This window comes from Streptomyces sp. NBC_00637, from assembly GCF_045161545.1.
Taxonomy (GTDB): domain Bacteria; phylum Actinomycetota; class Actinomycetes; order Streptomycetales; family Streptomycetaceae; genus Streptomyces.
The window spans coordinates 2,945,281-2,965,879 of the sequence record NZ_CP109046.1 but is presented as its reverse complement, the minus strand read 5'-3'; the positions used below and the strand labels follow the sequence as shown (position 1 = coordinate 2,965,879).

Annotated in this window: 17 protein-coding genes; 9 read left to right on the top strand and 8 right to left on the bottom strand. The window is 69.4% G+C overall.

The window, feature by feature from the left end; genetic code table 11:
- Nucleotides 1-8: 8 nt before the first annotated feature.
- The 7 genes from OG440_RS12630 to OG440_RS12600 form a co-directional block, all read right to left on the bottom strand.
- Nucleotides 9-794 carry a BTAD domain-containing putative transcriptional regulator gene (locus OG440_RS12630; RefSeq protein ID WP_406006935.1) on the bottom strand — a complete coding sequence of 262 codons (786 nt, stop codon included), beginning with the start codon at nucleotides 792-794 and terminating at the stop codon, nucleotides 9-11.
- A 100-nt stretch (nucleotides 795-894) separates the two neighbouring features.
- The gene (locus OG440_RS12625) at nucleotides 895-1,227 is read right to left on the bottom strand and encodes a Uma2 family endonuclease (protein ID WP_406006934.1); all 333 of its coding nucleotides are present in this window, start codon (nucleotides 1,225-1,227) and stop codon (nucleotides 895-897) included.
- Between the two features lie 225 nt (nucleotides 1,228-1,452).
- Nucleotides 1,453-2,517, bottom strand: coding sequence for an ABC transporter ATP-binding protein (locus tag OG440_RS12620; protein WP_406006933.1), 1,065 nt, complete (start codon nucleotides 2,515-2,517; stop codon nucleotides 1,453-1,455).
- Nucleotides 2,518-2,543: 26 nt separating this feature from the next.
- Entirely contained in the window at nucleotides 2,544-3,581 is a 1,038-nt protein-coding gene (locus OG440_RS12615) for an ABC transporter ATP-binding protein (RefSeq protein WP_406006932.1), read from the bottom strand.
- Between the two features lie 48 nt (nucleotides 3,582-3,629).
- Nucleotides 3,630-4,610, bottom strand: coding sequence for an ABC transporter permease (locus tag OG440_RS12610; RefSeq protein WP_406006931.1), 981 nt, complete (start codon nucleotides 4,608-4,610; stop codon nucleotides 3,630-3,632).
- 102 nt (nucleotides 4,611-4,712) lie between these two features.
- Nucleotides 4,713-6,473, bottom strand: coding sequence for an ABC transporter substrate-binding protein (locus OG440_RS12605; RefSeq protein ID WP_406011336.1), 1,761 nt, complete (start codon nucleotides 6,471-6,473; stop codon nucleotides 4,713-4,715).
- A 79-nt stretch (nucleotides 6,474-6,552) separates the two neighbouring features.
- On the bottom strand, nucleotides 6,553-7,581 hold the full coding sequence (locus OG440_RS12600) for an ABC transporter permease (RefSeq protein ID WP_406006930.1): 1,029 nt from the start codon (nucleotides 7,579-7,581) through the stop codon (nucleotides 6,553-6,555).
- Nucleotides 7,582-8,132: 551 nt separating this feature from the next.
- Here OG440_RS12600 and OG440_RS12595 point away from each other — a divergent pair.
- Genes OG440_RS12595 through OG440_RS12575 form a run of 5 tightly spaced genes read left to right on the top strand, consistent with a single transcriptional unit; the run spans nucleotide 8,133 to nucleotide 13,802 of the window.
- Nucleotides 8,133-9,758, top strand: a complete 1,626-nt coding sequence (locus OG440_RS12595; protein WP_406006929.1) for an ABC transporter substrate-binding protein — start codon at nucleotides 8,133-8,135, stop codon at nucleotides 9,756-9,758.
- Nucleotides 9,759-9,764: 6 nt separating this feature from the next.
- The gene (locus OG440_RS12590; RefSeq protein ID WP_406006928.1) at nucleotides 9,765-10,688 is read left to right on the top strand and encodes an ABC transporter permease; all 924 of its coding nucleotides are present in this window, start codon (nucleotides 9,765-9,767) and stop codon (nucleotides 10,686-10,688) included.
- The gene (locus tag OG440_RS12585; RefSeq protein ID WP_406006927.1) at nucleotides 10,681-11,697 is read left to right on the top strand and encodes an ABC transporter permease; all 1,017 of its coding nucleotides are present in this window, start codon (nucleotides 10,681-10,683) and stop codon (nucleotides 11,695-11,697) included. The genes OG440_RS12590 and OG440_RS12585 overlap by 8 nt, the downstream gene beginning before the upstream one ends.
- Before the next feature lie 7 nt (nucleotides 11,698-11,704).
- Complete coding sequence (locus OG440_RS12580; protein ID WP_406006926.1) at nucleotides 11,705-12,724, top strand: ABC transporter ATP-binding protein; 1,020 nt, start codon at nucleotides 11,705-11,707, stop codon at nucleotides 12,722-12,724.
- A complete protein-coding gene (locus OG440_RS12575; protein ID WP_406006925.1) occupies nucleotides 12,717-13,802 on the top strand; it encodes an ABC transporter ATP-binding protein in 1,086 nt (361 codons plus the stop codon). The genes OG440_RS12580 and OG440_RS12575 overlap by 8 nt, the downstream gene beginning before the upstream one ends.
- Nucleotides 13,803-13,958: 156 nt before the next feature.
- Here OG440_RS12575 and OG440_RS12570 read toward each other — a convergent pair whose 3' ends face one another.
- Complete coding sequence (locus OG440_RS12570; RefSeq protein ID WP_406006924.1) at nucleotides 13,959-16,076, bottom strand: prolyl oligopeptidase family serine peptidase; 2,118 nt, start codon at nucleotides 16,074-16,076, stop codon at nucleotides 13,959-13,961.
- 181 nt (nucleotides 16,077-16,257) lie between these two features.
- Here OG440_RS12570 and OG440_RS12565 point away from each other — a divergent pair, with 181 nt between their 5' ends.
- The 4 genes from OG440_RS12565 (at nucleotide 16,258) to OG440_RS12550 (ending at nucleotide 20,484) form a co-directional block, all read left to right on the top strand.
- Complete coding sequence (locus OG440_RS12565; protein ID WP_020127941.1) at nucleotides 16,258-16,452, top strand: hypothetical protein; 195 nt, start codon at nucleotides 16,258-16,260, stop codon at nucleotides 16,450-16,452.
- Nucleotides 16,453-16,516: 64 nt separating this feature from the next.
- Nucleotides 16,517-17,431 carry an N-acetyl-1-D-myo-inositol-2-amino-2-deoxy-alpha-D-glucopyranoside deacetylase gene (gene mshB / locus OG440_RS12560; protein ID WP_406006923.1) on the top strand — a complete coding sequence of 305 codons (915 nt, stop codon included), beginning with the start codon at nucleotides 16,517-16,519 and terminating at the stop codon, nucleotides 17,429-17,431.
- Entirely contained in the window at nucleotides 17,431-17,841 is a 411-nt protein-coding gene (locus tag OG440_RS12555) for a DUF6113 family protein (RefSeq protein ID WP_406006922.1), read from the top strand. Before mshB ends, OG440_RS12555 begins: the two co-directional genes overlap by 1 nt.
- A gap of 153 nt (nucleotides 17,842-17,994) precedes the next feature.
- The gene (locus OG440_RS12550) at nucleotides 17,995-20,484 is read left to right on the top strand and encodes a hypothetical protein (protein ID WP_406006921.1); all 2,490 of its coding nucleotides are present in this window, start codon (nucleotides 17,995-17,997) and stop codon (nucleotides 20,482-20,484) included.
- Nucleotides 20,485-20,599: the final 115 nt, after the last annotated feature.

The following is a 20,599-nucleotide window of genomic DNA, read 5'->3' as shown; positions in this document are numbered from 1 at the left end:
GGACCGCCTCAGACGGAGTGGGCGTACGCGCTGCCGAGTCGCAGCCGCGGGTCGCGGGCGAGGATCCGTTCGTGCAGGGACCGCAACTCCGGGCCCGGTTCGCAGCCCAGCAGGTCGATCATCCGCAGGCGCAGCAGCTGGAAGCAGTCCAGCGCGTCCGCCTGCCGTCCGCCGCGGTGCAGGGCGAGCATCAGCAGGCCCGTGACCTTCTCGTCGAAGGGGTGCATCTCGGCCAGCCAGTGCAGCTGCGGCAGGCACTCCTCGTGCCGCCCCGCGCGCAGGTACAGCTCGGTGCTGCCCACCAGCGCCTCCCGGTGCTCGCGCCGCAGCGTCACCCGCGCCGACTCCGCCCAGGGCGTGCGCACGTCGGACAGCGGCTCGCCCCGCCACAGCTCGAGGGCCCGCGCGTAGAGGGCGAGGGCGGTCTCGGTGTCGCCGGCGCGGGCGCCCTGCTGTGCCTGCCGGACGAGGGCGCGGAACCGCGCGGTGTCGACGCGGCGGTCGTCGATCGCGAGGACGTAGCCGCCGCGCTTGCGGATCAGTTCGAAGCCCTCGGTCAGCTGCCCGTCGGCCCGCAGCGCCTTCCGCAGCCGGGTGGCCTGGATGTACAGGGCGTCGCGCGGGTGCATGGGCCGGCGCTCCTGCCACACCCGCTCGATCAGCGCCTCGTCGGCGACGAACGCGCCGGGGGTCCAGGCCAGCGCCGCCAGCAGCAGTTTGGTGCCGTGCGGAAGCGGCAGCTTGTCGCCGGAGCGGGCCCGTGCCTCGACGCAGCCCAGCAGCTGGATTTCCATGTACCCCCCGTACCTCGAACCACTCGAGTCACCACTGTGCGCGCGAGGTGTTCGGCTGGCGCATGGATGCTGCACGGCGGGGCCGCGCCGGCCCTGGCGCCTACTCCCGCGTCCTGCCGTAGCGATGGGAACCGGCGGTCTCCAGCGTCCACGGCCCGAAAGGCACCGTGTCCCCGAAGATGTGCGGTTCCTTCTGCTGGTAGCGGTCCTTGCAGGGGGTGGAGTGCACCTCGGTGTGGCCGGTGCGGGGATCGACGATCAGACAGTGGGCGATGCCCATCGCGGGGTACTCGGCGAACTTGTCGCCGTAGTCGTTCTCGGGACTGGACGGGGAGACGATCTCGTCGACTGCGAGCACCTGCGTCGCATCGACCGCGAGGCCTTCTTCGTCGAGCGAGACCTCCGGGATCACGACGGCGTCCGGACGCCGCATCCGGCCGATCGCGGCACGCTCGATCGCGGGGCCGTTCGCGTCCGCATCTTCGCGTAGTCCATGGCCCGAGGGTGCGAGAGGGCCGGCCCGGAGCGAGTGGTGACGAGTGAAGGCCCGCGCCGGGTGAGCGCGGGCCTTCGTCCCCTGGACCGGACGTTCATGGGCTCGGGTCAATGGGCCGAGAAAGTCCGTTCCGAAAGGGGGCGGCTGACGAAAAGGGGTGTGTCAGGCCGCCGCCTCGGGGTCCTTGGCGAGACGCGGAGCCGGCACGTCGGCGATGACGACGTCCGCGGTCTCGGGGTAGTGGCACGCCGTCAGGTGACCGGGCTTGTTGCCCTCGACCTGCACCAGCGGCGGGGCCTCGGTGGCGCACTTCTCCGTCGCCTTCCAGCAGCGGGTGCGGAACCGGCAGCCGGAGGGCGGGTTGATGGGCGAGGGCACGTCCCCGACGAGGCGGATGCGGTCCCGGCCCGGAGCTCCCTCGTCCTGCACGGTGGCCTCGGGCACGGCGGACAGCAGCGCCCGGGTGTAGGGGTGGCGCGGGTTGCCGTACAGGTCGTCGCGATCGGCTATCTCGACGATCCGGCCGAGGTACATGACGGCCACGCGCTGCGAGAAGTGCCGGACGACGGCCAGGTCGTGGGCGATGAAGACGAAGGCGATGCCCAGGTCCCGCTGGACCTTCTGGAGCAGGTTGACGACTTGCGCCTGGATGGACACGTCGAGCGCGGAGACCGGCTCGTCGGCCACGATCAGCTTGGGTTCGAGGGCCAGCGCGCGGGCGACGCCGATGCGCTGGCGCTGGCCGCCGGAGAACTCGTGCGGGAAGCGGTTGTAGTGCTCGGGGTTGAGACCCACGATCTCCAGCAGCTCGCGCACCCGTGCCTCGCGCCCGCCGGCCGGGTGGATGTCGTTGATCTCCATCGGCCCGGAGACGATCTTGCCGACCGTCTGGCGCGGGTTCAGCGACGCGTACGGGTCCTGGAAGATCATCTGGATCTCGGAGCGGATCGGCGCCAGCTGCTTGCGGCCCGCGTGCGTGATGTCCTGCCCGCGGTAGGAGATCCGGCCGCCCGTCGGCTCCAGCAGCCGGGTGATCAGCCGGCCCGTCGTCGACTTGCCGCAGCCGGACTCGCCGACCAGACCAAGGCTCTCGCCCTCGGCGACCTGGAAGTCCAGCCCGTCCACGGCCTGCACGGCACCGACCGTACGCCGGATCGGGAAGCCGCCCTTGATCGGGAAGTGCTTGGTGAGCCCCGAGACGTCCAGGAGGGGGGTGGTGTTGCTCATGGTGGTGAAATCCCGTCTCTTGTACGTCAGTTCGCCGCGCTGCCGGCGAGGTCGGAGAAATACTCGGCGCGCTGGGCGGCGGTCAGGTGGCAGGCGGAACCCCGGCCGTTCGTGATCTCCAGCGGCGGCTGCTCCGTGGAGCACAGGCCCCCCTCGACCTTCTCGGCGAAGGTGCAGCGGGGGTGGAAGCGGCAGCCCGTCGGCGGGTTCAGCAGCGAGGGCGGCGAACCGGGGATGGGGTTGAGCGGGACGTCCACCGGGTGGTCCAGGCTCGGCATCGAGCTCAGCAGGCCCAGCGTGTAGGGGTGCTGCGGGCTGCGCAGCACCTCCCTCTTGGTGCCCCGCTCCACACACCGGCCGCCGTACATGACCAGTACGTCGTCGGCGATGTCGGCGATGACGCCGAGGTCGTGCGTGATGAAGATGATCGCGGTGCCGAACTCCTGCTGGAGGTCCTTGAGCAGGTCCATGATCTGCGCCTGGACGGTCACGTCGAGGGCCGTGGTCGGCTCGTCGGCGATCAGCAGTTCCGGGTCGCAGACCAGGGCCATGGCGATCATCGCGCGCTGGCGCATACCGCCGGAGAACTGGTGCGGGTAGTCGTCCACCCGGACCTCCGGCTGCGGGATCCCGACCCGCCTCAGCATCTCGATCGCCCGGGCACGCGACTGGCTCTTGGAGGCGCCGGTGTGCTTGCGGTACGTCTCGCTGATCTGCTTGCCGATCGTGTGGTACGGCGACAGCGAGGCGAGCGCGTCCTGGAAGATCATCGACATCTTGTTGCCGCGCAGCCGCTCGAGCTCCTTCTCGGTGGCGGTCAGCAACTCCTTGCCGTCCAGCACGACCTCGCCCTCGATCGCCGTGCGGTCGCGGTCGTGCAGACCCAGGATGGCCAGGTTGGTGACCGACTTGCCGGAACCCGACTCGCCCACGATGCCGAGCGTCTTGCCCTTCAACAGGTCGAAGGAGAGCCCGTCGACGGCCTTGACGACGCCGTCCTCGGTGGAGAAATGGACTTTCAGGTCCCTGACGGAGAGGAAGGGCTGCTGGGCGGTGCTCGTCACGGGGACGCTCCTGGGGGGTGATGCGAGAGGTAGGGGGCTTGGCGGAGGTCAGGCGAGCCGGATCCGCGGGTCGATGAGAGCGTAGACGGCATCGACGATGATGTTGAAGAACACGATCGCGCCCGCGGCCAGCAGGGTCACGCCGAGCAGCATCGGCAGGTCGCTCTGGTCCACGGACTTCACCGCGAGCCGGCCGATCCCCGGGAGGCTGAAGGTCTGCTCGGTGATGATGGCGCCGCCGATCAGCGTGCCGAGGTCGATGCCGAACACCGTGACGATGGGGCCCATCGCGCCCCGCCAGGCGAACCGGAAGAACACGTTCGCCCGGGACAGGCCCTTGGCGCGGGCGGTGCGGACGTAGTCCTCGCTCAGTTGCTCCACGAGCTGCGAGCGGGTCATACGGGTGTAGTTGGCGGTGAAGATGATCGCCAGGACCAGCCAGGGCAGCAGCAGTCCGGAGAACCAGGACATCGGGTTCTCGGAGAACGGGGTCCACGACGGCTGGTCGAGCCATCCCAGCTGTGCGACGAAGTAGTACATCGCGATGTAGCCGACGAAGTAGATCTGCAGCGAGGAACCGAGCAGCGACGCCGAGCTGGCGAACTTGTCCAGGACCTTGCCCTGCTTGAGGGCCGCGAGCATGCCCGCGCCGACACCGAGGACCAGGAAGACGACGGCCGCGCCGAAGGCGAGCGAGAGGGTCGTCGGCAGGCGGTCCATGATCGTGTCGAAGACCGGCACGTTGTTGGCGAAGGAGTAGCCGAAGCAGGGCGCGTCGCAGTACCCGTAACCGGCGTAGTCGCGACCGGCGAAGACGCCCTTCAGCCAGTACCAGTACTGCACCGGGATGGAGTGGTCGATGCCCAGGTTCTTCCGGATCTGCGCGAGGTTCTCAGGCGTGCAGTTCTTGCCGCAGGACATCATGGCGGGGTCACGCGGCACGGCGTAGAAGAGCCAGAAGGTGATGGCGCTGATGATCAAAAGGATGACCAGCGCGCCGGTGACTCGGCGGACAAGGAAGCGGAACATGAGGCGTGACTTTCCGGACGGGGCGCCGTCGCCGCGGTAAGGAGAGGGGGGTGGGCCGCAGGGGGGTGGCCGTGGTGACGGCCACCCCCGGGAGGCGTGCGCTTACTTCTTGGCGTAGAGCTGCGAGAGCGCGACGCAGGTGTTGGCGCTGTCCCAGATGACGTTGCCGACCTTGGAGCCGTACAGGTAGTTGCGGATCTTGTGATAGTCCGGAACGACCGCGGCCAGCTCCATGATCATCTTGTCGATGTTGCCCCAGGCCTTGTTGGCCTCCGCGACGTCCGCGATCTGGGAGGCCGCGTCGATCGCCTTGTTGACGCTCGGGTCGTTCAGCTGGGCGTAGTTGCTGCGGCCGTCGCCGATGTTCTTGCCGCTCCAGCAGGGGTAGAACTGCGAGTAACCGTTCGGCCAGTCCGGGCTCCAGCCGGCCGCGAACAGGTCGAAGTCGTTGTCGATCTTGCCGATCTGGGTGTAGAAGGTCGACTTGTCGACCTGCTTGTTGACGACCGTGAAGCCGGCCGCCTCCAGCGCGTTCTTGATGGCGACGGCGGTCTTCACCGCGGTGTCCGACTGCTGGTAGGCGATGACCAGCTTCTGGCCGACCTTGCCGGCCTCCTTCAGCAGGGCCTTGGCCTTCTCGGGGTTGCCGCCCGGCTTCTTGTCCACGCCGTACAGGTCGAACTTGGTGTAGCCGGGGGTCACCGGGGCGAAGATCGTGGTGGCGATCTCCTGGCTGTAGGCACCGCCGCCGATGGTCTGGAGCTGCTGGTGCGGCCACGCGTAGTTGATGGCCTGGCGGACCTTGAGGTCCTTGATGCGGGTCATGTTGATCGGCCAGTAGTACGTGACCGTGTCGACCGCGGTGAGGACACGCTTCTTCAGATCGGCGTTGGTGAGGACCTGGGCGATGCGCTCGGGCGCGACCTCGTTGAAGATCGGCACCGCGTACTGGTCGGTGCCCTTGTCCGCGATCCAGCGGTCGGTCGAGGCGACCAGCTCGTAGCCCATCTGGAAGACGTACTTGTCCGGGTAGGCGTTGCGGATCGAGTCCGTCGCCGGGTCCCAGTGCTCGTTGCGCACGAAGGTCATCGACTTGCCGATGTTGCGGCTCTCGACCTTGTACGGACCGCAGGAGATCGGCTGCTTGTCGTACTTCTCCCTGGTGTCGTGCTTCTTCGGCACCAGGGAGTAAGCGCGCATCGCGAGCGTGAAGTTGAAGTCGGCGCGGGCTTCCTTCAGACGGAAGGTGATGGTCTTGCCGTCGACCTCGATGGAGGACAGGCTCTTGCCCTCGTACGGGCCCTTGTACTTGTCGCCGCCCACCAGGAAGTCCTGGACGTAGCGCGGACCCTCGGTGACGAAGGTGGCGAAGATGCGCTCGAAGGTGTGGCGGAGGTCGTCCGAGGAGACCTCGGCGCCGTCCTCCCACTTCAGACCGTCCTTCAGCGTGAAGGTCCAGGTCTTGCCGCCGTCCTTCATGGTGCCGGCGTCGGTCGCGGCGTCGCCGACCAGGGTGGCGTTGCCCTTCGCGTCCAGCTTGTAGCCGGTCAGACCGCGCATGATCGGCACGGTGATGGCGGCCTCGGTCGAGACGTAGATCTGCGCCGGGTCCATGTGGTCCATGTCGAACTGCTGGAGCGAGTAGATCGTCCCGCCCTTGACCGCGCCCGACACCGCGGCGGCCGGACCGGTGGAGTCGGCCTTGGTGCCGACCGGGATCTCGACGGTCTTGGCCCCGGTGACCTTGGGGGCCTTGTCCTGCGAGGAGCCCCCCTCGTCGCCGCTGCTGCAGGCGCTCAGCACCGACGTCGACGCCGCGGCGACGCCGGTGGCGATGAGGAAGTTTCTGCGCGAGAAGGACATGCTGCCTGCCTTGAAGTGGGAGTGATGAGAGAGATCCGGCACCCCGGCGTCCTTGCCGTGGTCCTGACGAGCGTCGGAGCTAGCGCTTGGACTTGGGGTCGAGTGCGTCACGCACCGAGTCGCCGAGCAGGTTGAACGCGAGAACGAAGATCACCATGGCCAGGCCCGGGAAGAGCATGAAGGTGAGGTCCTCGGTGTAGAAACTTGCACCCCGCGCGATCATGACGCCCCAGTCCGGGGTCGGGTCGATCATGCCGACCCCGAGGAAGGCGAGGCCGGCCTCGGCGGTGACGTACGCCGGGAGCATCAGCGTGGTCTGGATGATGATCGGCGTCCACAGGTTGGGCAGCAGCTCCTTGAAGACGATACGCCCCGGTGATGCACCCGTGACCTTGGCCGCCTCGACGAACTCCCGTTCACGCAGGCCCAGTACCTGGCCGCGCAGCAGTCGGGCGATGGACGCCCAGCCGAAGGCGGAAAGGACGATGATCAGAGCCGTGGCCCGCAGCCAGGTCGGGATCTCCTCGTCGGGGGCGACGAAGAGGCCGAACACGACCGGCATGAAGGCGATGAAGAACAGGGTGGACGGGAACGACAGCAGGATGTCGATGACCCGGCCCACGAGATAGTCCGTCTTGCCGCCGACGTAACCCGCGGTGGTGCCGATGACCACACCGAGGACCACGGTGAGCACGGTGGCGGCGAGCGCGATGCCCAGCGAGTTGCGGATCGCGTAGATCAGGAAGGTGAAGACGTCTCGGCCGAGCTGGGGTTCGATGCCGAACCAGAACTCGGAGCTCATGCCGCCGTTGGGGCCGGCCGGGTACGCGAAGGGGTTCAGCAGCTCCGGCCGCTGGCTCGCGTAGGTCGTGTAGGGGTCCTTGCCGTACAGCTTCGCGATCAGCGGAGCAGCGATCGCGATCACGAAGAAGAAGATCACGATATAGGCGGATATGACACCGGTGTGGTCGCGCTTGAAGCGCTTCCAGGCCAGCCGACCGGGAGACCGGCCTTCGCCGGCCTTCACGACGTCGGAAGAGGCCGACTTCTCGACGCTCTCGTCGGTCACCTCAAGCGGGGCAGCCGCTGATGGAGTTGGGGGGGTCATGGTGCTCCTGGCCCAAGGGAGGGTCTGATGACTCCGCAGGGCACTCCCTACGGGCTACGCCGGACTTTTTCAACGCAATTCGTTCAAGGTCAATAAATTCTGGTCTCCCTTGGTTTTCTCTTTACTTTCTTTGCCTGGACTTGACCGGATCGTAGCTACGCGTGTAGCGCGCCGTAATCGTTCCGTGTCTGAATTCGGACCAACTGCGCGAAACGGGCAAGGAGTTCGATAGTCGGACGCCAGGGTGTCGGAATGCGTACATCTCGGGGTCGCAATCCAACGGTTCGGTATCGGATGGTGAAGATCCGTTGCGTACTACACCGAAGATCCATTGTGACCTGCGAAGAAGATCCTTTTCGACCCCCCGCCAGGATCCTGCTGTCGGTGTCCGCAGCAACTTCTTCCGTCCCCCGAACGGCCCCCGGAGCCCTCCCGTTGGGCGCGGCCCGTGTGCGTCATGCACCTTTTAAGTTGATATTTACCGGTACTGGCTCAGTGCTTCGGTGCCGAGCCCGGCGCTCAGGTAAAGCGAAGTCAATGAGGAGGCATCCATGCGTGGAGCCACGCACGCCAAGTGGGCCGCATGCGCGGCGGCGGCAGCACTCGCGGCGACGGCGTGCGGGGGCGGGGGGAGCGGCAGCGGCGACGGCGGTGCGGTGCTCAGCTCCTCCTGGGGAGACCCGCAGAACCCGCTGGAGCCCGCCAACACCAACGAGGTGCAGGGCGGCAAGGTGCTCGACATGATCTTCCGCAGCCTGAAGAAGTACAACCCGGAGACCGGCGCCGCCGAGGACATGCTGGCCGAGAAGATCGAGACCACGGACTCCCAGAACTTCACCATCACCGTCAAGGACGGCTGGACGTTCAGCAATGGCGAAAAAGTGACGTCGAAATCCTTCGTCACCGCCTGGAACTACGCCGCGAGCCTGAAGAACAACCAGAAGAACGCCTACTTCTTCGAGTACATCGAGGGCTACACCGCGGCCCATCCCGCCAGTGGCTCGCAGACCACGGACGTCCTCTCCGGCCTCAAGGTCGTGAACGACAGGACCTTCACCGTCAAGCTCAAGCAGAAGTTCTCGACCTTCCCCGACACCCTGGGCTACCCCGCCTACGCCCCGCTGCCCCAGGCCTTCTTCACCGACCACGCGAACTGGCTGAAGAAACCGATCGGAAACGGGCCGTACACGATCGACTCCTACACCAAGGGCTCCCAGATGGCCTTGAAGAAGTGGGACGGCTACCCCGGCGACGACAAGGCGCAGAACGGCGGCGTGACCCTGAAGGTCTACACCGACAACAACACCGCCTACACCGACCTGCTCGCCGGCAACCTCGACCTCGTCGACGACGTGCCCGCGGCCCAGCTCAAGAACGTCAAGAACGACCTCGGCGACCGCTATCTGAACACCCCCGCCGGCATCATCCAGACCCTGGCCTTCCCCTTCTACGACAAGAAGTGGAACACCACCGGATCCGACAAGGTGCGTACCGGCCTCTCCCGCGCGATCGACCGCAAACAGATCACCGAGACGATCTTCCAGAAGACCCGCACCCCCGCCACCGACTGGACCTCCCCCGTGCTCGGCGAGGAGGGCGGCTTCAAGGAAGGCCTGTGCGGGGACGCCTGCGACTACGACCCCGCCGAGGCGAAGAAGCTCATCCAGGAGGGCGGCGGCCTGCCCGGGGGCCAGGTCAAGATCACATACAACGCGGACACCGGATCGCACAAACAGTGGGTCGACGCGGTCTGCAACTCGATCAACAACGCCCTCGGCAACGACAAGGCCTGCGTCGGCAACCCGGTCGGCACGTTCGCGGACTTCCGCGCCCAGATCGGCGACCGGAAGATGACCGGACCCTTCCGGGCGGGGTGGCAGATGGACTACCCCCTCATCCAGAACTTCCTCCAGCCGCTCTACTACACGAACGCCTCCTCCAACGACGGCAAGTGGTCCAACAAGGACTTCGACAAGCTCGTCGACCAGGCCAACGCCGAGACCGACACCGCCAAGGCCGTCGAGATCTTCCAGCAGGCCGAGGAGGTCGTCCGCGACAACATGGCCGCCATCCCGCTCTGGTACCAGAACGGCAGCGCCGGCTACTCGGAACGGCTCTCGAACGTCAAGCTCAACCCGTTCTCCGTGCCGGTCTACAACGAGATCAAGGTCAGCTGACCCGCCATGGGCCGGTATGTGATCCGGCGTCTGCTCCAGATGATCCCGGTGTTCATCGGTGCCACGCTGCTGATCTTCCTGATGGTGAACGTGATGGGCGACCCCATCGCGGGCCTGTGCGGCGACCGGCAGTGCGATCCGGCCACCGCCGCCCAGCTGGAGAAGGAGTTCGGCCTCGACAAGCCGGTATGGCAGCAGTACCTGACCTACATGGGGAACGTCTTCACCGGAGACTTCGGTACGGCGTTCAACGGCCAGCCGGTCACCGAGCTGATGGCGACCGCCTTCCCGGTCACCATCCGGCTGACGATCGTCGCGATCGTCTTCGAGATCGTCATCGGCATCACCCTCGGCGTCCTGACGGGTCTGCGCCGCGGCCGGCCCGTCGACACCGGGGTGCTGCTCCTCACCCTCGTCGTGATCTCCGTCCCCACCTTCGTCACCGGCCTGCTGCTCCAGCTGCTGCTCGGCGTCGAATGGGGCTGGATCAAACCGTCGGTCTCCTCCGAGGCCACCTTCGGCGAACTGATCGTCCCGGGCCTGGTGCTCGCCTCGGTCTCCCTGGCGTACGTCACCCGGCTGACCCGCACCTCCATCGCGGAGAACCGGCGGTCCGACTACGTCCGGACGGCCGTCGCCAAGGGGCTGCCCCGCCGCCGGGTCGTCACCCGGCACCTGCTGCGCAACTCCCTCATCCCCGTGGTCACCTTCATCGGCACCGACATCGGCGCCCTGATGGGCGGTGCGATCGTCACCGAGCGCATCTTCAACATCCACGGCGTCGGCTTCCAGCTCTACCAGGGGATCCTCCGGCAGAACACCCAGACCGTCGTCGGCTTCGTGACGGTCCTCGTCCTGGTCTTCCTGGTGGCCAACCTGCTCGTCGACCTGCTGTACGCCGTACTCGACCCGAGGATCCGCTATGCCTGAGCCGATGCCGCCGGAGCAGCACCTGCCGGGCGCGGGCCGCACCCCGGAGGAGGGCGCCATCGCCGACACAGGCATGGGCGGCACGATGGACCTGGCCACCGCCGAGGGGGAGACCCTCGAGAAGATCCCCGACGGCGGGCCGCAGGGCACCGGACCGTCCGAGAAGGCCCGGTCCCTGTGGTCCGACGCCTGGCGGGACCTGCGCCGCAACCCGGTCTTCATCATCTCCGGCCTGGTCATCCTCTTCCTGGTCTTCATCTCCCTGTGGCCCGGTTCCATCACCTGGCTGAGCCCCCTCAAGTGCGACCTCGCCAAGGCCCAGGAGGGTTCCCAGCCCGGCCACCCGTTCGGCTTCGACGGCCAGGGCTGTGACGTCTACACCCGCACGGTCTACGGCGCCCGAACGTCCGTCACGGTCGGCTTCCTGGCCACGTTCGGCGTCGCCCTGCTCGGCAGCGTGCTGGGCGGTCTGGCCGGGTTCTTCGGCGGGGCGGGGGACTCGGTGCTCTCCCGGATCACCGACATCTTCTTCGCCATCCCGGTCGTCCTCGGCGGCCTGGTCCTCCTCTCCGTGGTGACCAGCAATACGGTCTGGCCGGTCATCGGGTTCATGGTGCTGCTCGGCTGGCCCCAGATCTCCCGGATCGCCCGCGGCTCTGTGATCACCGCCAAACAGAACGACTACGTCCAGGCCGCCCGGGCCCTGGGCGCCTCCCACTCCCGGCTGCTGCTGCGGCACATCGCGCCGAACGCGGTCGCCCCGGTGATCGTCGTGGCGACCATCGCGCTCGGCACGTACATCTCGCTGGAGGCGACCCTGTCCTACCTCGGCGTCGGCCTGAAGCCTCCGACCGTCTCCTGGGGCATCGACATCTCCGCCGCCTCGCCCTACATCCGCAACGCCCCGCACGCCCTCCTGTGGCCCTCGGGCGCCCTGGCGGTCACGGTCCTGGCGTTCATCATGCTCGGCGACGCGGTGCGCGACGCCCTCGACCCGAAGCTGAGGTGACGGCCCCGTGCTGCTCGAAGTACGCGACCTGCACGTGGAGTTCCGCACCCGGGACGGGATCGCCAGGGCCGTCAACGGCGTCAGTTACGGCGTGGACGCGGGCGAGACCCTCGCCGTGCTCGGCGAGTCCGGCTCCGGCAAGTCCGTCACCGCCCAGGCGATCATGGGCATCCTCGACATGCCGCCCGGCCGGATCACCGGCGGCGAGATCCTCTTCCGCGGCAAGGATCTGCTGCGTCTCAAGGAGGAGGAGCGCCGGAAGGTCCGCGGCGCCGAGATGGCGATGATCTTCCAGGACGCCCTGTCGTCCCTGAACCCCGTGCTGACGGTGGGCGACCAGCTCGGCGAGATGTTCGTCGTGCACCGGGGGATGTCGCGGAAGGACGCGCGGACCAAGGCCGTGGAGCTGATGGACCGCGTCCGCATCCCGGGCGCCCGGGAACGGGTCAAGGACTACCCGCACCAGTTCTCCGGGGGGATGCGCCAGCGCATCATGATCGCGATGGCGATGGCCCTGGAGCCGGCGCTGATCATCGCCGACGAACCCACCACCGCCCTCGACGTCACCGTCCAGGCCCAGGTCATGGACCTGCTCGCGGAACTCCAGCACGAGTACCGCATGGGCCTGATCCTCATCACCCACGACCTGGGTGTGGTCGCGGACGTCGCCGACCGGATCGCGGTGATGTACGCCGGCCGGATCGTCGAGTCGGCCCCGGTCCACGACATCTACAAGGCGCCGGCCCATCCCTACACCCGCGGCCTGCTCGACTCCATCCCGCGCCTGGACCAGAAGGGCCAGGAGCTCTACGCCATCAAGGGCCTGCCGCCCAACCTCATGAACATCCCGCCCGGCTGCGCCTTCAACCCGCGCTGTCCGATGGCCCAGGACGTGTGCCGGACGGACGTACCCCCGCTGTACGAGGTCGACGGCTCCGGCGCGGTCGACGGGTCCGGTGAGGCCGGCGGGTCCGGCGCGGACCGTACGAGCGCGTGCCACTTCTGGAGGGAGTGCCTGCATGGCTAGTTCCGCACCGGCCTCGTCCGCCGAGCCGATCCTCGAAGTGAGCGGGCTGGTCAAGCACTATCCGCTGACCCGGGGCATCCTGTTCAAGAAGCAGGTCGGCGCGGTCAAGGCCGTCGACGGCGTCGACTTCACGCTCCACCGCGGGGAGACCCTGGGCATCGTCGGGGAGTCCGGCTGCGGGAAGTCCACGGTCGCCAAGATGCTGGTCAACCTGGAGAACCCGACTGCGGGGGAGATCCGCTACAAGGGCGAGGACGTCACCCGGCTGTCGGGCAAGGCGCTGCGGGCGGTCCGGCGCAACATCCAGATGGTCTTCCAGGACCCGTACACCTCGCTGAACCCGCGCATGACCGTCGGCGACATCATCGGGGAGCCGTACGAGATCCACCCCGAGGTGGCGCCCAAGGGCGACCGGCGCAGGAAGGTCCAGGACCTGCTGGACGTCGTCGGGCTCAACCCCGAGTACATCAACCGCTATCCGCACCAGTTCTCCGGCGGCCAGCGGCAGCGCATCGGCATCGCGCGGGGGCTGGCCCTGCGCCCGGAGGTGATCGTCGCCGACGAGCCGGTGTCGGCGCTGGACGTGTCGGTCCAGGCGCAGGTGATCAACCTGCTGGACCGGCTCCAGAGCGAGTTCGACCTCTCCTACCTCTTCATCGCCCACGACCTCTCGATCGTCCGCCACATCTCGGACCGGGTGGGGGTGATGTACCTCGGCCGGATCGTGGAGACCGGCCGCGACGCCGAGATCTACGACCATCCGACGCACCCCTACACCCAGGCCCTGCTCTCCGCCGTCCCCGTGCCGGACCCGGAGGCGCGGGAGCACCGGGAGCGGATCATCCTGGCGGGTGACGTCCCGTCCCCGACGAACATCCCCTCCGGCTGCCGCTTCCGCACCCGCTGCTGGAAGGCGCGGGAGCGGTGCGAGCTGGAGGTGCCGGCGCTGGCGGTCCCGGCGGAGTTCCGGCTCGCGGCCGGGCCGGCGGCACACGACTCGGCCTGCCACTTCGCGGAGGAGAAGCAGGTGGTCCCGCCGGAGGAACCACCGGATGATCATGTCATCGGCGGTGTATAGCAACATATTTACGGAGCAACCGCGTTAACACGCAGGCAACTTGACCGACCCGGTTCCGATATACGGACGGGCCACTCTGAACAGCGTACGGCCGTGCGGGTGCCGTAAACGGGCCGGGAGCGCCATGTCTCCCGGCCCGTTGCCATGCCCGCGGCGCTACGCCGGCCCGAGCGAACGCCTGAGGAAGTCCACCTGGAGCAGCAGCAGGTTCTCCGCGACCTGTTCCTGCGGGGTCATGTGGGTGACGCCCGACAGGGGGAGCACCTCGTGCGGGCGGCCGGCGGCCAGCAGGGCCGAGGACAGCCGCAGGGCGTGGGCGACGACCACGTTGTCGTCGGCCAGACCGTGGACGATCATCAGCGGGCGGTGGGGTTCGGCGGGCGAGGAGAGCCCCTCGTCGGTGACGAGCGAACTCTTCGCGTACGCCTGCGGCGAGCTGGCCGGGTCGCCGAGATACCGCTCGGTGTAGTGGGTGTCGTAGAGCCGCCAGTCGGTCACCGGGGCGCCCGCGATGCCCGCGTGGAAGACGTCGGGGCGGCGCAGCACCGCGAGGGCCGCGAGCCAGCCGCCGTAGGACCAGCCGCGGATCGCCACCCGGGAGAGGTCGAGGGGGTGGCTCTTCGCCAGCTCCTGAAGCGCCTCGACCTGGTCGTCGAGGCTGACCGTGAGGTCCTGGTGGATCGCCTTCTCCCAGGCGGGGGAGCGGCCCGGGGTGCCCCGCCCGTCGGCGACGACCACCGCGAATCCCTGGTCGGCGAACCATTGCGAGGTCAGGTGCGCGTTGTGCGCGGCGAGGACCCGGGGCCCGTGCGGGCCGCCGTAGGGATCCATGAGCACGGGCAGGGGGGTGTCACCGTGGTAGTCCGTAGGCATAAGCACGGCGCACGGGATGCGCCGTGCGCCCCCCTCGGTGAGGAGCACGCGGGGGGACAGACCCGGATCTTCGGCGTACGAACGGACAGTTGCCGCGAGCTTCCCGTCCCGCAGCACCCGTGCCACGCTGCCCGGCCGGTCGAGCACCGCCGACACCACGACGGTCACGTTTCCCGAGCGCACCGCCGAGTGGACCCCGGGTTCCTGGGTGAGGCGCTCGACGCCGAGTTCGTTGACGCGGTAGACATGCACCTCACCGGTTTCCGGCGCGGCCGCGTCCGCGCCGGCCGAGGCCGCCACCAGCACGTCGTCGGACGTGACGTCGAGCACCGCACGCACGTGCAACTGGGCTCCGGTCAACGGCCGTTCGCCGACCGCCAGGACCCGGGCGCCGCCCTCGTCGGCGATCCGGACCAGCTGCCCCGACGGGCTCCAGCACGGGACGCCAGGGAAAAGATCCAGCCAAATCCGATCTTCGTCGGCGTGCACCATCCGGGTCGCCCCGGAGTCGGTGTCCACCGCGAGGAACAGCTGACTGCGCTGGTCGCGCGCCTGTACGAGCAGCAACGGGGCCCCCGCCCCTGACCAGTGCACTCGCGCCAGATACGGATAACGCGCCCGATCCCAGACGACCTCCGTACGGACCCCGTCGAGCCCGAACACGTACAGCCGCACCTCCGCGTTGGGCGTCCCGGCAGCCGGATAGGGCACGTGTTGTGGCTCACGTTTCGGCTGGGCCGGATCGGAGATCCACCACCGCTCCACCGGCGTGTCGTCCACCCGCGTGACCAGCAGCCGATCCGACTCCGGAGCCCACCAGAAGCCCCGCGAGCGGTCCATCTCCTCGGCCGCGATGAACTCGGCCAATCCATAGGAAACCGTGTCCGATTCCGGCTCCGCCAGCGCCCGGTCGCCGTCACCCTCGGCGCCCACCACCCGCAGGGCGCCCCCGACGACGTACGCGACCAGCCGCCCGTCCGGGGACGGCCGGGGGTCGATCACCGGCCCGGGAACCGCGAGTTCGGTCGCCGTGCCGGCCCGCAGCTCCGCCGTGAAAAGCCGCCCTGACAAGGTGAAAGACGCCAGCTCGACAGCCTCGTCGGTGGCGTAGCCGACGATGCCGGCGCCGCCCTCACGGCTGCGCTCGCGGCGTGCGCGCTCCTGCGGCGAGAGGTCCTCCGAGGTGCCGCCGAGGAGGGCGCGCGGGTCGGCCGCCGGGCGCTCCGTGCCGTCCGCCGGGTCGAGCACCCACAGCGCGCCCGCACGGTCCGTGCCGGAGCCGGAGCGCAGGAACACGACCCGGGAGCTGTCGGGGGCCACCGTGTACGAACGCGGCGCGCCGAGGGTGAAACGCTGGGTGCGGGCGTGTCTGCGGGGGAAGGAGTCGGGCTCGGTCGTCATCCCCCGACCATATTGGCCATGCGACCCCCTTGTGCGGCTGTGCGCCGCGAGATGCGCACCCACACATAGTTATGATCACTAGCGCTGTGTGGGTATGAACCTGCTGGCTGATGTATGGATTTACACGTTCCCTTGTTCTGCTTTTGCCCCCACGTTCCCGGGTCCTTGGAGGTGAACCGCCGTGGCACTCTCGATTTCGGCGGTGGTGCTGCTGGCGATCATCGTCTTCTTGCTGGTCAAGAAGTCGGGGCTGAAAGGCGGTCACGCGGTCGTCTGCATCCTGCTCGGCTTCTATCTGGCCTCCTCGACGATCGCGCCCACGATCAGCGACCTGACGACGAGCGTGGCGAGCATGATCGGCAGCATCAAGTTCTGACGCGTGCCGACCCTGCGTATGCCCCTGCGCGGGAGAGGTAGTCCTGCCTCGTAGGGTTGGCTCCATGACGGAACGCCCCTCCCCCGACCTCCTGCCGGGGGGACCCCCAGCTCGCGCCGCCCGGCGCCTGCTGCTGGTGCACGCGCACCCGGACGACGAGTCGATCAACAACGGCGCGACCATGGCCCGGTACGCGGCCGAGGGTGCCCATGTGACCCTGGTCACCTGCACCCTCGGTGAACGCGGTGAGGTCATCCCGCCGGAGCTGCGGCATCTGACCGGTGCCGCCCTGGGGGAGCACCGGCATCGTGAACTCGCGGCCGCCATGGCCGAACTCGGCGTCGACGACTTCCGCCAGCTCGGCGGCGTCGGCCGCTACGGCGACTCCGGGATGATGGGCCTGGCCGACAACGACGACCCCGCCTGCTTCTGGCGGGCCGACGTCGACGAGGCCGCCGCGTCCCTCGTCCAAATCGTCCTCGAGGTGCGCCCCCAGGTCCTCGTCACCTACGACGACGACGGCGGCTACGGCCACCCCGACCACATCCAGGCCCACCGCGTCGCCATGCGGGCCGCGGAGCTGGCCGAGGGCGCCGGGTGGCGCATCCCCAAGGTGTACGTCAACCGCGTCCCGCGCTCCGTCGCCGGGGCCGCCTTCGCCCGGCTCCGCGAGGAGCTGCCGGAGCTGCCCTTCAGCCGGAGCGCCGTCGTCTCCGACGTGCCCGGTGTGGTGGACGACGGACTCGTCACCGCCGTGATCGACGGCGGCCCCGCGTACACCGCCGCCAAGGCCGCCGCGATGCGCGCCCACGCCACGCAGGTCGAAGTCGCGCCCGGCGACCGGTACTTCGCCCTCTCCAACGAACTCGCGCAGCCCCTCTTCCCGACCGAGTACTACGAACTCGTCCGCGGGGAGCCGGGCGAGAAGAGGGAGAGCGACCTGTTCGCCGGCCTCGGCGACACGGCGGAGGTGGCGTGATGCCCGACCGTGGTTCGATGCTCGCCCAGCCGCTGCGGATGCCCCCCGCCGGACGGGCCGTCGCCTGTGTGGGACTCCTGCTGCTCGGCGCGCTCGCCGGTCTCGCCGGGGCGCTCGTCCAGGCCGGCTGGTTCCCGGGCGGACTGCTCCTCGCGCTCGTGGGCGCGGCCGGGCTTTTCCTCGGCGGCGCGCGGGCGCTCAACAGCCGCGCCGGGGCCGTGGCGCCCGCGGCCGGCTGGATGCTCTCCGTCATCCTGTGCACGGCGGGCCGCCCCGAGGGCGACTTCCTGTTCGGCGCGGGAGGCGGTTCGTACCTCTTTCTGCTCGGCGGCATGGCACTTGCTGTGATCTGCGCCACCATTGGTTCGGGGCGGCAACCGGTCGGCGGCGACGTCCGACTTGGCAAGTGACGTACCACTTCACCGTGGCGTGCCCGTGCGAGTCCCGTGTGGGTTTCCCCGGCGGTCGTGGGATACGGGCCAGAAGTGGCCAGTATGGTGGTGCGCGCCGCCGAGCTGCCCGTGAGGCCGTGCGGGCGGCGGAGCCAACCTGGAGAACCTGCCTTGAGCCGTGAAACTGACAGTCCGTCCTCCGGGCCCAACGGGCGCGGCGGAGCCGCATACCCCTCGGGCACGCCGCCGTACGGCACCCCCGTGGTGCCCGACGGCGGCGCGGACGCGGGCCGTTCGTCCGCGCAGCCGGAGGAACGCAAGACCGAGACCACGCTGACGACCCGGATCCGCATCAACATCCCGGGTTCGCGGCCCATTCCGCCGGTCGTGATGCGCACACCCGTCGCCGACGTGGAGAACACGGGCGGCGACAGCGCCGACGGCAACACCCCTGCCGCCGCCGAGCCGCAGCCGGCCGCCCCCGCGGCCCCCGCCGGCGGCTTCTCCTCCTCCGACACGGGCTCGTTCGAGCTGCCCGCCGAACCCGCGCCCGCCGCGGAGGAGAAGACGAGCAACTGGTTCGCGCCACGCAAGTCCGCGACGGCCAAGGGCGGACCGGGCGGCGGGTCCACCAACGGAGCGGGTCTGCCGGGCGGTTCCGCCGCCGGTACGGGCGCGCCCACGGGTGCCCCCGCCGGCGCGGCGGGACCGGGTGCCGGAACCGGCGCCGGTGCGCCCGGCGGCGCACGGCCGGGCAACGGGCGCCCCGGCGGCGTGGTCGGCTCGATGAGCGTGCCGGGCGGTTCGCGGCCCGGCGGCACCAACGGCGCCGGGATCCCCGGTGGCGCCACCGGCGGTCCCGTGGCTCCGGGGCACGGCGGTGGCACGGGCTCCTTCGACGTCACCGAGGCACTGGCCGCGGGCCCGCTCGGCAACGGCCCCCGGCCGGGCCAGCCCGGTCAGCCCGGTCAGCCGGGCCGGCCGTCGGGGCAGGGGCCGGGCGCCGGCGGTGCCGAACCGCGCCGTGACAACCTGCCGTACTTCTCGGACAACGGCCAGAACGGCCAGCCCGGCCAGAACGGCCAACCGGTTCAGAACGGCCAGAACGGCTTCGGGGTGCCGAACGGCACGCACGGACAGGGCCCCCAGGGCGGCCTCCCGGCCGGTCCGGGCGGTTCCTACGACTTCAACGGCCCGGACGGGCCCGGCGGTCCCGGTGGCCGTGGCGGCCCGCAGGGCGGCCCCGCCGGCCCGACCGGCGGTCCGGTCACGGGCGACGGCCCGATGGTGCCCCCGATGGGCGGCTCTCCGTACGGTGCGGCCGCCGCACCCGGCGCGACCCGCCCGCCCGGCGCCCCCGGTGGGCCCGGCGGTCCGGGCCTGCCCGGTGGCCCTGGTGGCCCGGCAGGTCCCGGCGGCCCGCGTGCCGTCGGCGCCGGCCCCGGCACCGGCCGTCTCCCCGGTGGTGGCCTGAGCGACGACACCGCGATCCTCACCCCGCAGAAGCACGTCCCCGAACCGGGCGCGGGCGGCTACGGCGGCCGTCCCGTGGACAACGTCTCCGGGAACACCGTCACCAGCGGCATTCCCGTCGTGCCCGGCGGCCAGGGCGGTGCGCGCACCGACGGGCCGCTGCCGCACACCCCGCCGAAGGGGCCGGCCCCGGCCCCGCAGACCCCGCCCGCCGGTGACTCCAGGAACGCCAAGAAGAAAAAGAAGAAGGGCCGCAGCAAGCTGCCCCTGCTGGGCGGTCTGGTGGTCGTCGCGGGGATCGGCCTCTACGGCGCCGGCCTGCTGATGAACCACTCCGACGTGCCCAAGGGCACCACCGTGCTCGGTGTCGACGTCGGCGGCGGCACCAGCGACGACGCCGTCAAGAAGCTCGACGACGCGTTCGGCAAGCGGGTCACCCAGGCTCTGAAGCTGTCCGTCGACGGCGACGGTGTCACCCTGAAGCCGGATCAGGCGGGCCTCCAGTTCGACATGCAGGCCACCGTCGACGACGCGGCCAAGAGCGACTACAACCCCGTCTCCGTGATCGGCTCGCTGTTCGGGCAGCACCGCGAGGTCGAGCCGGCGATGCCGGTCGACGAGGAGAAGCTCCAGGCTGCCCTCGAGTCCGCCGCGGGCGGCTCCGGCTCGGCCACCGACGGCACGATCAAGTTCGAGTCCGGCAAGGCCGTCGCCGTCTACGGCAAGGCGGGCAAGGGCATCGACGCGGCGCGGGCCCAGGAGGCCGTCGTCGAGGCCTACCGCACCCAGGTCGAGACCGGCACGTCCACCGCGGTGAAGGTCCCGACGACCGACAAGCAGCCGACGATCTCCGATGCCGAGGTCGACCGGATGATGAAGGAGTTCGCCGAACCGGCGATGTCCGGCAAGGTCACCGTCATGACCGACGCGGCGCACTCGGTCTCCTTCAGCCCGAAGAACTCCCTGTGGAAGTTCCTCCAGGTCAAGGCGGTCAACGGCAAGCTCGTCGAGAGCTACGACCAGGCCGCGCTGACCGAGCTCTACGGCGGTACCTTCAACGGCGTGCTGATCACCCGCGGCACCGGCCAGAAGACGGCCGTCACGGTCCAGGACGTCATCAGCGCCCTGCGCCCGGCCCTGAAGAGCGAGACGGAGCGGACCGGCGTCATCGACACCGACCCGAGCTGACCCGGCGGCAGGAACCAGCCCGGCGTCGGTGACCCGGCGTCGATGACCCGAGGCCGGTGACTCGTCGACAGTGCCGCATGACATCTGTCATGCGGCACTGAGGACGTCAGGCACT

Bases quoted from the DNA above. Each gene is read 5' to 3' on its own strand.
- OG440_RS12630 (WP_406006935.1), bottom strand. From the start codon at position 794: ATGGAAATCCAGCTGCTGGGCTGCGTCGAGGCACGGGCCCGCTCCGGC.
- OG440_RS12625 (WP_406006934.1), bottom strand. From the start codon at position 1,227: ATGCGGCGTCCGGACGCCGTCGTGATCCCGGAGGTCTCGCTCGACGAA.
- OG440_RS12620 (WP_406006933.1), bottom strand. From the start codon at position 2,517: ATGAGCAACACCACCCCCCTCCTGGACGTCTCGGGGCTCACCAAGCAC.
- OG440_RS12610 (WP_406006931.1), bottom strand. From the start codon at position 4,610: ATGTTCCGCTTCCTTGTCCGCCGAGTCACCGGCGCGCTGGTCATCCTT.
- OG440_RS12605 (WP_406011336.1), bottom strand. From the start codon at position 6,473: ATGTCCTTCTCGCGCAGAAACTTCCTCATCGCCACCGGCGTCGCCGCG.
- OG440_RS12600 (WP_406006930.1), bottom strand. From the start codon at position 7,581: ATGACCCCCCCAACTCCATCAGCGGCTGCCCCGCTTGAGGTGACCGAC.
- OG440_RS12595 (WP_406006929.1), top strand. From the start codon at position 8,133: ATGCGTGGAGCCACGCACGCCAAGTGGGCCGCATGCGCGGCGGCGGCA.
- OG440_RS12590 (WP_406006928.1), top strand. From the start codon at position 9,765: ATGGGCCGGTATGTGATCCGGCGTCTGCTCCAGATGATCCCGGTGTTC.
- OG440_RS12585 (WP_406006927.1), top strand. From the start codon at position 10,681: ATGCCTGAGCCGATGCCGCCGGAGCAGCACCTGCCGGGCGCGGGCCGC.
- OG440_RS12575 (WP_406006925.1), top strand. From the start codon at position 12,717: ATGGCTAGTTCCGCACCGGCCTCGTCCGCCGAGCCGATCCTCGAAGTG.
- OG440_RS12570 (WP_406006924.1), bottom strand. From the start codon at position 16,076: ATGACGACCGAGCCCGACTCCTTCCCCCGCAGACACGCCCGCACCCAG.
- mshB (WP_406006923.1), top strand. From the start codon at position 16,517: ATGACGGAACGCCCCTCCCCCGACCTCCTGCCGGGGGGACCCCCAGCT.
- OG440_RS12555 (WP_406006922.1), top strand. From the start codon at position 17,431: ATGCCCGACCGTGGTTCGATGCTCGCCCAGCCGCTGCGGATGCCCCCC.